Source organism: Micromonospora sp. NPDC048843 (genome assembly GCF_040649965.1).
Classification (GTDB): domain Bacteria; phylum Actinomycetota; class Actinomycetes; order Mycobacteriales; family Micromonosporaceae; genus Micromonospora; species Micromonospora hortensis.
The window spans coordinates 1-4,635 of the sequence record NZ_JBEZGJ010000306.1 but is presented as its reverse complement, the minus strand read 5'-3'; the positions used below and the strand labels follow the sequence as shown (position 1 = coordinate 4,635).

5 protein-coding genes and 2 tRNA genes are annotated in these 4,635 nt (G+C 70.0%); 4 read left to right on the top strand and 3 right to left on the bottom strand.

Going from position 1 to position 4,635, the window contains the following annotated elements:
• Positions 1-21 precede the first annotated feature (21 nt).
• A complete protein-coding gene (locus AB0C20_RS35210; protein WP_357569630.1) occupies positions 22-429 on the bottom strand; it encodes a hypothetical protein in 408 nt (135 codons plus the stop codon).
• 179 nt (positions 430-608) lie between these two features.
• Here AB0C20_RS35210 and AB0C20_RS35205 point away from each other — a divergent pair, with 179 nt between their 5' ends.
• Both AB0C20_RS35205 and AB0C20_RS35200 read left to right on the top strand, forming a co-directional pair.
• A complete protein-coding gene (locus AB0C20_RS35205) occupies positions 609-1,118 on the top strand; it encodes a SigE family RNA polymerase sigma factor (RefSeq protein ID WP_357185242.1) in 510 nt (169 codons plus the stop codon).
• Positions 1,115-1,945 carry a hypothetical protein gene (locus tag AB0C20_RS35200; protein ID WP_357185245.1) on the top strand — a complete coding sequence of 277 codons (831 nt, stop codon included), beginning with the start codon at positions 1,115-1,117 and terminating at the stop codon, positions 1,943-1,945. Before AB0C20_RS35205 ends, AB0C20_RS35200 begins: the two co-directional genes overlap by 4 nt.
• A gap of 72 nt (positions 1,946-2,017) precedes the next feature.
• Here AB0C20_RS35200 and AB0C20_RS35195 read toward each other — a convergent pair whose 3' ends face one another.
• Complete coding sequence (locus AB0C20_RS35195; RefSeq protein ID WP_357185248.1) at positions 2,018-2,410, bottom strand: hypothetical protein; 393 nt, start codon at positions 2,408-2,410, stop codon at positions 2,018-2,020.
• Positions 2,411-2,609: 199 nt separating this feature from the next.
• A tRNA-Gly gene (locus tag AB0C20_RS35190) sits at positions 2,610-2,683 on the bottom strand.
• A gap of 313 nt (positions 2,684-2,996) precedes the next feature.
• On the opposite strand from AB0C20_RS35190, the gene AB0C20_RS35185 reads away from it, so the two are divergent.
• Positions 2,997-3,070 (top strand) — tRNA-Pro (locus AB0C20_RS35185).
• Positions 3,071-3,208: 138 nt separating this feature from the next.
• The gene (gene tig, locus AB0C20_RS35180; protein ID WP_354945627.1) at positions 3,209-4,555 is read left to right on the top strand and encodes a trigger factor; all 1,347 of its coding nucleotides are present in this window, start codon (positions 3,209-3,211) and stop codon (positions 4,553-4,555) included.
• The last annotated feature ends 80 nt before the right edge of the window (positions 4,556-4,635 follow it).

Below are 4,635 nucleotides of genomic sequence, written 5' to 3'. Positions count from 1 at the left end.
GCCGTAAACTCTCGTGGGCATCTAACCACTACCGCCGGGACGGCCTGCGGACGCCAGCGGGGCCTGTGCCGCGCGGACGCTGGCGGCGTAGTGCCGGTTGCCGTCCCCGGCGCGCTGCACGATCTGCACTGCCGTCGCGCCCTGCGCGGTCAGGTCGTCGAGCTGCGCGCCGCTGAGCACCAGGTCGGCGATGATCCGGCCGTCCCGCCCCCGGGGCCGGTTGGCCAGGTCCGCGCCGGTGGCGACGAGCCGGTCCAGCTGGGCCTGATCGCGGAGCTGGACTCGGACCACAGCGGTTTCGGTGGCGCTCAGAGCGATCGGTGCGGCCGGGTCGGCTGGTGCGGCCGCTCCGGAAGTGGGATGGGACAACACTGCGCTGAACAGGATCACTGTGGTGGCGGCAGCTGTCCACCGTCGTCGGACGATCATGTGCCCTCCTGTGACGGACGTCGATGTGCTTGGTCCTTACACCAGTGCACAGATCGACACCTGTCAAGGTTCCCTCCGCGCCTTCCCGGCGTTGATCCCGTGACATGTCCGCGAGATCCGGAGCAACCCCCTGGTGCAGACCCCGCGTGACTAACTCGAAACGGGGATCGGAGGCCTGAATGAGCGATCGCGACGAGGCGTTCGCCGAGTACTTCGCGGCACGGTCCGGTGCCATGCGCGGCACCGCGTACCTGCTGTGCGGCGACTGGCACCGTGCCGAAGACCTGGTCCAGACCACGTTCGTCAAGCTCTACCGGGTCTGGAACCGGATCTCCCGGCACGAGGTGCTCGACAGCTATGTACGCCGGATCCTGATCCGGACCTTCCTCGACGAGCGCCGCCGCGGCTGGTGGCGGCGTGAACGGGTGGGTGGGGAGGACGCCGAACAGGCGGCCCCGCCCGACTCGCCGGAGAGCCGACTGGTGCTGCTGCAGGCGCTGACCCGGGTGGCACCGCGTCAGCGGGCAGTGCTGGTTCTGCGGTACTGGGAGGACCTGTCGATTGAGGACGTCGCGGCGCTGCTGGAGTGTTCTCCAGGGACGGTGAAGAGCCAGGCGGCACGCGGGCTCGACACCTTGCGCGGCCTCCTGACACCCACCTACAGCGGGATCGAGATGGGGGAGCGATGAACGAGCAGGAGTTGCGCGAGGGGCTGCGCAGCGAGATGGCGGGGACGACCCCGCCACCACCATTGAGTACGACGGCCGCGCTCGGCGCGGCACGCAGGACGCACTTCCGTCGACGCGCGCTGTGGGCGTCCCTCGGATCGGCGGCTGTCGTGCTGGCCGTCACCGGCTTCGCGGCCGTCGCCACCCCGGACGGCCACGTCTACCAACCGGCGGGCCAGGGGCCACTGGCTTCTCCGGACACCAAGGAGCCGTGGCCGACCGGGCCGGACGGGCAACCGCAGGAGGACCGGACCGCCCGTGCCGGGTCCAAGCACGACCAGGGGGTTCACCTGCTCACTGAGGCCGTCTCGGTCGTGCCCGCCGGTTTCACCGCGCCGGAGGATCCGCCGGGCCGGTCCGCAGAACAGCGGACGCTGCGGACCCACCAGGCGCAGTTCGAGGCCAAGGTGGACGGCGTCGACGTGTGGAGTTACTCGTCCTCGGTGGCGGTGGCGCAGGGCAAGGGCACCGGTCGCGTGATCGTCGAGGCGTACGACGCCGGCAACCAGCTGCCGATGGAACCGTGCAACCTGGCCCAGGCATTCTGGGGCATGCGGGGCGAGTGTCAGGTCGAGACCGTCGGAGCCGTGCGGGTCGGCGTCGTGGTCCGACCGAGCGGCGACGATCGGCTCGACCAGTGGTCGGCGTACCGGCACCCGGACGGCGTGGTGGTCTTCGTGGCACAGGGCGTACGGCTGGACGAAGGTCGGCCGGCGTTGACGAAGCTGCCGTTCTCCGTGCCGCAGTTGGCGGCTCTCGCCGTGGACGATCGGTTCCATCTGAAGTGACACGGCGACTCGGCCTCGCCGAGTGGGTCCAGGTGCCGGCACCGTGCCGTTCACCTGGGCCTTGCCGTTCTCTCAGCGGCGCGCTGTGAGGGGCACGAGGATGAGGAGGGCAATGCCGAGCGTGGCGGCGCCGACAGCCCACCACCAGAAGAATCCCGAGAAGACCGAGGCGATCAGGAGCCCCACGCCGAGACCGGCCAGCAGGCCGAGTGCGAACAGGGCCCGTGGGGTCAGGGCGAGGTACGGCAGGCGTCGTACCACCAGCACCTCCAGCCAGGTACCACCTACCGCCAGCAGCGCTGCGCCCACGCCGTCGACGGCGGACAGCCCGTGACCCTCGCTGACGGGCACGAGAACGCGGCCCTCATCACCGGCGGGGACGAAGAGGACGAGCACGCCAACGACGATGAGCAGGGCGGCAGCGCCGACCTGCCGGCGCGGGGCGCCCTCGCCAACGGCTGACATCGCTACAGTCTCGGCCATCCGCCATCGTCCGCGCAGCGGCCGTATCGGCAAACATCGAACTCCCGGCGCCCGGCTGGTCGCCTGTCAGCGCCATTCAGCAGATGTCGTTGTGCAGCCGCTGGTCGTCGAGCGCCGGCTCGCGGATCGCACAGGCACAGGCCGCCCACTAAAATGCCCTCCGACCTGGGCCGGAGGGCGTTGGAGCGGGCGACGAGAATCGAACTCGCGTAGTCAGTTTGGAAGACTGAAGCTCTACCATTGAGCTACGCCCGCGTGCTTCCCGCCGAAACGGGACGCGCCCACAGCGTACCCAATGTCGAGGCCCGACGCGTAACCGCGTCACCGCCCCGCGGTGCCGCGCCGTCCGCGACCCGGCGGCCCAAGATCCGCACAGCATCCGGGATGTAGTGGCCTCGCCGCGCGAGGAGGCCACTAGATCCGTGAAGTTGTGCGGATCTTGGGATCGCCCTGCGGATCGTGGCGGCACGTGGGCGGAGCGGAATGGTAATTTTCGGGTGATGTGTCCGGGTGGGGGATGCCCCGGCACCGACTGAGGCGTGGCGACGGCATAGACTGCACGTCGCCACGGGGTGTGGCGCAGCTTGGTAGCGCACTCGCTTTGGGAGCGAGGGGCCGTGGGTTCAAATCCCGCCACCCCGACTGTCGTCCGCGGCCGGGCCGCCCCGGGTGCCGCCCAGTGCGGTCCCCGGGCGATGCCGGAGCGTCAGGCCGGCTCGCCTACACTCGATGGGCTGAATCACGCCCAGACTCAACTGAGATCCGTCAAGGAGTACGCCTGTGAAGAGCACCGTCGAGACTCTGAGCCCGACGCGCGTGCGGCTCGCCATCGAGGTGCCGTTCGTCGAGCTCGAGCCGAGCCTCAAGAAGGCGTACCGGGAGATCGGTTCGCAGGTCCAGGTTCCGGGCTTCCGCCGGGGCAAGGTGCCGACCGCGGTGATCGACCAGCGGGTGGGCCGGGGCACCGTCCTCAACGAGGCGGTCCAGGAGGCCATCCCGGAGAACATCCTCGCCGCGGTGCGCGAGCACGACCTGAAGACGCTGGGGCGCCCGGAGGTCGAGATCACCGAGTTCAACGACGGTGACTCGCTGAACTTCACGGCCGAGGTCGACGTCCGCCCGGAGATCACCATCCCGGACGCGAGCACCATCGAGGTGACCGTCGACGAGCTGCAGATCGACGAGAGCGAGATCGACGAGCAGGTGAAGAACCTGCGGGAGCGTTTCGCGACCCTCAAGACCGTCGAGCGGGCCGCCGCCGAGGGCGACTACGTCCAGATCGACCTGAACGCCACCGTCGACGGCGAGGACGTGCCGGGCGGCCAGGCCAGCAACATCTCCCACGAGGTGGGCAGCAAGCAGCTCCTGCCGGGCCTCGACGAGGCAGTGGTCGGCCTCGCCGCCGGTGACGACACCACCTTCACCACCCAGCTGGTCGGCGGCGACTTCGCCGGTCGGGACGCCGACGTGGCGGTGACCGTGCGCACGGTCAAGGAGAAGGAGCTGCCGGAGCTCAACGACGAGTTCGCCCAGATGGCGAGCGAGTTCGACACGATCGAGGAGCTGCGCGGCGACCTGCGGGCGCGGGTCACCCAGGGCAAGCAGGTCGAGCAGATCTACGCCGCTCGGGACAAGGCCCTGGCCCAGCTGGTCGAGGCCGCCGACATCCCGGCCCCGGAGGGTGTCGTCCGCGAGGAGGTCGAGAGCCGCAAGCAGGCGATGGTCGACCAGCTGGAGCGGATCGGCGCCTCGATGGAGGAGTACCTCGCGGCCGAGGACAAGACCGAGGAGCAGATCGACGCCGAGCTGACCGAGGCGGCCACCGAGGGCGTCAAGGTCCAGCTCCTGCTGGACACGCTCGCCGACGCGGAGGACGTGCAGGTCTCCGACGACGAGTTCGGGCACGAGATCGTGCACCGGGCGCAGCGTGCCGGGATGGCCCCGCAGCAGTACTACGACCAGCTGGTGCGCTCCGGCGCGGCCGCCGCGGTCTTCGGCGACGTGCGCCGGGGCAAGGCGCTCGCGGCCGTCATGGAGAAGATCACGATCAAGGACTCGGCAGGCAACGGGATCACCCTCGACGCGCTGCGCGCCGCCAACGAGGCGGAGCACAACCACGACCACTGATCGTCGGGTGCGGCCGCCGTCCGCCGCTCTCCAGACGATCTCCCGGCCATGCCGGTCGCTGGTAGCGGTGACGCCCTCCA

Bases quoted from the DNA above. Each gene is read 5' to 3' on its own strand.
- AB0C20_RS35205 (WP_357185242.1), top strand. From the start codon at position 609: ATGAGCGATCGCGACGAGGCGTTCGCCGAGTACTTCGCGGCACGGTCC.
- AB0C20_RS35200 (WP_357185245.1), top strand. From the start codon at position 1,115: ATGAACGAGCAGGAGTTGCGCGAGGGGCTGCGCAGCGAGATGGCGGGG.
- AB0C20_RS35195 (WP_357185248.1), bottom strand. From the start codon at position 2,410: ATGTCAGCCGTTGGCGAGGGCGCCCCGCGCCGGCAGGTCGGCGCTGCC.
- AB0C20_RS35210 (WP_357569630.1), bottom strand. From the start codon at position 429: ATGATCGTCCGACGACGGTGGACAGCTGCCGCCACCACAGTGATCCTG.